Source organism: Methanobrevibacter sp. (genome assembly GCF_045120835.1).
In the GTDB taxonomy this organism is placed as follows: Archaea; Methanobacteriota; Methanobacteria; order Methanobacteriales; family Methanobacteriaceae; genus Methanocatella.
Window position 1 is genome coordinate 1 of sequence record NZ_JBGVFE010000035.1, and the last position, 3,004, is coordinate 3,004.

The following is a 3,004-nucleotide window of genomic DNA, read 5'->3' on the forward strand; positions in this document are numbered from 1 at the left end:
CTCCTTCAAGTTCAGTACCTAAAGTAGGATTAAGCACCAGCTTTGCAAGGGCGTGTGACATGCAAATGTTAACAGGGTTGCTTGTGATGAGAGTTTGCGAAGCCACCAAATAGTCGGTCACACCATCGGCAGTGATGGTTACGCCTTCGGCTGAAGCACCATCAACATAAGGGCTCAAAGCGCAAATCTTTTGTTTATTTTCACCTTCATACAGCACAGTGCTGTTGCTCCACCAGTCGGTACCATTATGAACCCACTCTACATTGTTGGCATTGTACTTGTCTGCTGAACCTTTAACTCATACACTTATTGATACATTCTCATCTACTGATCCTACAAGTTGTCCTTCGGTGATGGCACGAGTTGTCAATTCAGCCACACCTGCCGTCTGGATGGTGATGGGAGTGTCTTTGGTATTGTCAATACCCAAATCAGCGTTGTTCTTGTCGCAGGCCACCAACACGAGGGCAGCTGCTGCCATTGCTAAATACTTTTTCATATCGTTTCGTTTTTTATGTTATTCATATTGTTAAATTTCCTCCTCGGCTTCGCCACCTTCGATAGTTTCTTTGTTCCAGTCTTCGACAGTGATGCCATCGAAGTAGAGCACATCATTGAGACTCATGCGGATGGTGTAGGACTTGCCGCCTACCCAGTTGTACTCTCCATGGTTGGCATTGGCAAGTGTTTCTGCATCTAGTTCAAATGATAGATATTCATTATCGGGGTTAGATGCATCAATGGTGAAGCGTATCTTCTTGCCCTCAAGCGGAGTATTGCCATTCAGGGGCAATACGAGAGCGTAGGCCGTGTACTTCTCATCTGTTGCAAGGTAGGTATTGATGTTCGTAGTCACCTCGGTGTAGGAAATGGTGGAATAAGAGAGCTCGATATCTTCATCGGAGGCTGCCAGAACATCTACGAACTGTGATGCTACAGGCTGCTCCACACCCTCAGTATCTACTACTGTCACCTTTACGCTGTTGATTCGTGCCGGTTCGGGACGCTTGTTGCTAATCTTGAAACGGAAGGTAGCAGGGATATGCTCAAACAGGAGAAAAGCGGTGCCATCTGTAATGCTGGCATCGGCATACATATACATATAGTTGCTAAGGAAGTCAGGCTCCTGGTCATCGTTCTGCTCAAATGTACCTGGCATAGGCAGATTGGCTATAACTCGATTCTCAAGACTATATATATATGTATCATTGTCAGCACGAAGCGGTGTCAGAGCTACTACACGATAGTCCTCGTAATCGCCACTCGACAGGGGGCTATCATACTTCTCTACGGTGGTGAAAGAGGCATAATGGTTGTCCTGCTGCTTCTCAGGATCGCTATGACGATGGATGCTGGCATAGGTGTGGTAGTTCCCTGTTGTGCTGGCAATGAACTTTTCCTTATAGAATGCCATCACCATCTCATTGGTTGTCTCTTCATCGGAATTATAGTCCCAATTGAATATCAAGTTGCCACTTCCTTGTAGGTCAGACCAATGGGCACGAGTCTGATTCTCAACGCCCACACCGCCGTCAAAGGTGAGGCGGTAGCCCGTGGTAGGCTGCTCGGGGGTGTCGGGCATATCGGGCGTGATGTTATCATTATTACAAGCTATAAACGACAATATCACCAACGCACATAATATATTTTCATATATATTCTTCATAGTTTATCACTTTTTTATTTATTCCCATTTATGTTCCCAAAGATTTCCCCATTCTCCGCGTCGTTGTACAGGAGCTCCGAATTCGGAATCATCACTATCAGGAGCTGATCCTGTAATAGAACTTGCCAGCATATGACTGATTTCAATATTGACTACCTTACATGTAGGGAATAAATATTCTTTCTTCTTCATAACACATTATTAATAATAAAATTCAGAATCATCGCTATCAGAGCCATAGCCACTAACAGCAAATCCACCTTCAACTTCCACCTCTATTACCTCTACCATAGGAGGCTCGTACATGACATTTCTACTCATTATTTTATTTGTTTTAATCATTTTCTAACGCAAAATTAGATGTTTTTTTGATAAAACAACTACCTTTGTAAATGTTTTAGAGTTACCATTTTAATATAGACAATAACCATTTTAATTATCGGGTGGGGGTAATATATTTAATATCAGATAGTTATGAGTGTAGTTCGGAGTGTTAAAATAACCAAATGGAAGGGTGCAACCCAAATGGCAAGTCGTGTCAATGACCATGAAACGGGTTTTGCCGACATTATAATGGGTAAAGAGGAGAAGTACGTTGACCTTAACACCAGCCATTATTATATAGTAATGATTATGTCAGGCGAAGTAAGTGCATCGTGCAAACTGTATCATAACAGATTGATTAAAGCGGAAACGATGACATTCATTCCAAGAGGAAGCAAAATGATTCTGAAAGCTCTTACAGATACGAATATTATTCTGTTTGGCTTCACTACTACCATTATCCGCACCGACATGGAAATGCTGGAGTATTTCTGTACTCATGCAGGAAAGAAGGACTACACTTTCAATACCTTACCGATATGCAGAGCAATGAACGATCTGCTGCAACTCATCAAATCGCAACTTCACGAGCAGAAACTTAAGCATAGTGGTGTGTGCCATATCTGGAACACCTATTTCTTTCACATGATGGTGGCCTATTATGAAAAGGATGAAATCACAGCCTTTATGCGTCCCATTATTTCGGGAGCAGCCGACTTCAAGTCATTCATTGAGAACAATTATCTGGAGGCCGGAGGAAATGTGTCACGCCTTATCAATCTTTCGGGATTATCGACAATGACTTTCAATACACGTTTCAAATCTACATACGGTATGAGTGCCAAGAGTTGGCTGGATGCCCGTCTGAAAGAGCAAATCATAGAACACGCGACGGAGAAAAATATGGGTACACATCTGATGGCGCATCAGCTGATGATGCGTCCGCAACAGCTTACACGAGTCTGCCATCGCTTTTGGGGTATCACTGCCGGTGAAGTAATCCGCCGAGTACAG

The 3,004-nt window shown here is 43.2% G+C and carries 4 protein-coding genes and 1 pseudogene; 1 reads left to right on the plus strand and 4 read right to left on the minus strand.

What is annotated here, in order from left to right:
- From ACJMLO_RS04115 to ACJMLO_RS04130, 4 genes and pseudogenes are all read right to left on the minus strand, one after another.
- Window positions 1–223: pseudogene (locus ACJMLO_RS04115) on the minus strand (hypothetical protein); the annotation flags it as partial.
- A gap of 75 nt (window positions 224–298) precedes the next feature.
- The gene (locus tag ACJMLO_RS04120) at window positions 299–481 is read right to left on the minus strand and encodes a hypothetical protein (RefSeq protein WP_405294195.1); all 183 of its coding nucleotides are present in this window, start codon (window positions 479–481) and stop codon (window positions 299–301) included.
- Window positions 482–529: 48 nt separating this feature from the next.
- A complete protein-coding gene (locus ACJMLO_RS04125) occupies window positions 530–1,666 on the minus strand; it encodes a hypothetical protein (protein ID WP_405294197.1) in 1,137 nt (378 codons plus the stop codon).
- An 18-nt stretch (window positions 1,667–1,684) separates the two neighbouring features.
- Window positions 1,685–1,858 (minus strand): hypothetical protein, encoded by a 174-nt coding sequence (locus ACJMLO_RS04130; RefSeq protein WP_405294199.1) that lies wholly within the window; start codon window positions 1,856–1,858, stop codon window positions 1,685–1,687.
- A 333-nt stretch (window positions 1,859–2,191) separates the two neighbouring features.
- On the opposite strand from ACJMLO_RS04130, the gene ACJMLO_RS04135 reads away from it, so the two are divergent.
- Window positions 2,192–3,004, plus strand: an 813-nt coding sequence (locus ACJMLO_RS04135; RefSeq protein WP_405294201.1) for a hypothetical protein, incomplete at its 3' end; no start/stop codon positions are given.

Bases quoted from the DNA above. Each gene is read 5' to 3' on its own strand.
- ACJMLO_RS04125 (WP_405294197.1), bottom strand. From the start codon at position 1,666: ATGAAGAATATATATGAAAATATATTATGTGCGTTGGTGATATTGTCG.
- ACJMLO_RS04120 (WP_405294195.1), bottom strand. From the start codon at position 481: ATGGCAGCAGCTGCCCTCGTGTTGGTGGCCTGCGACAAGAACAACGCT.
- ACJMLO_RS04130 (WP_405294199.1), bottom strand. From the start codon at position 1,858: ATGAAGAAGAAAGAATATTTATTCCCTACATGTAAGGTAGTCAATATT.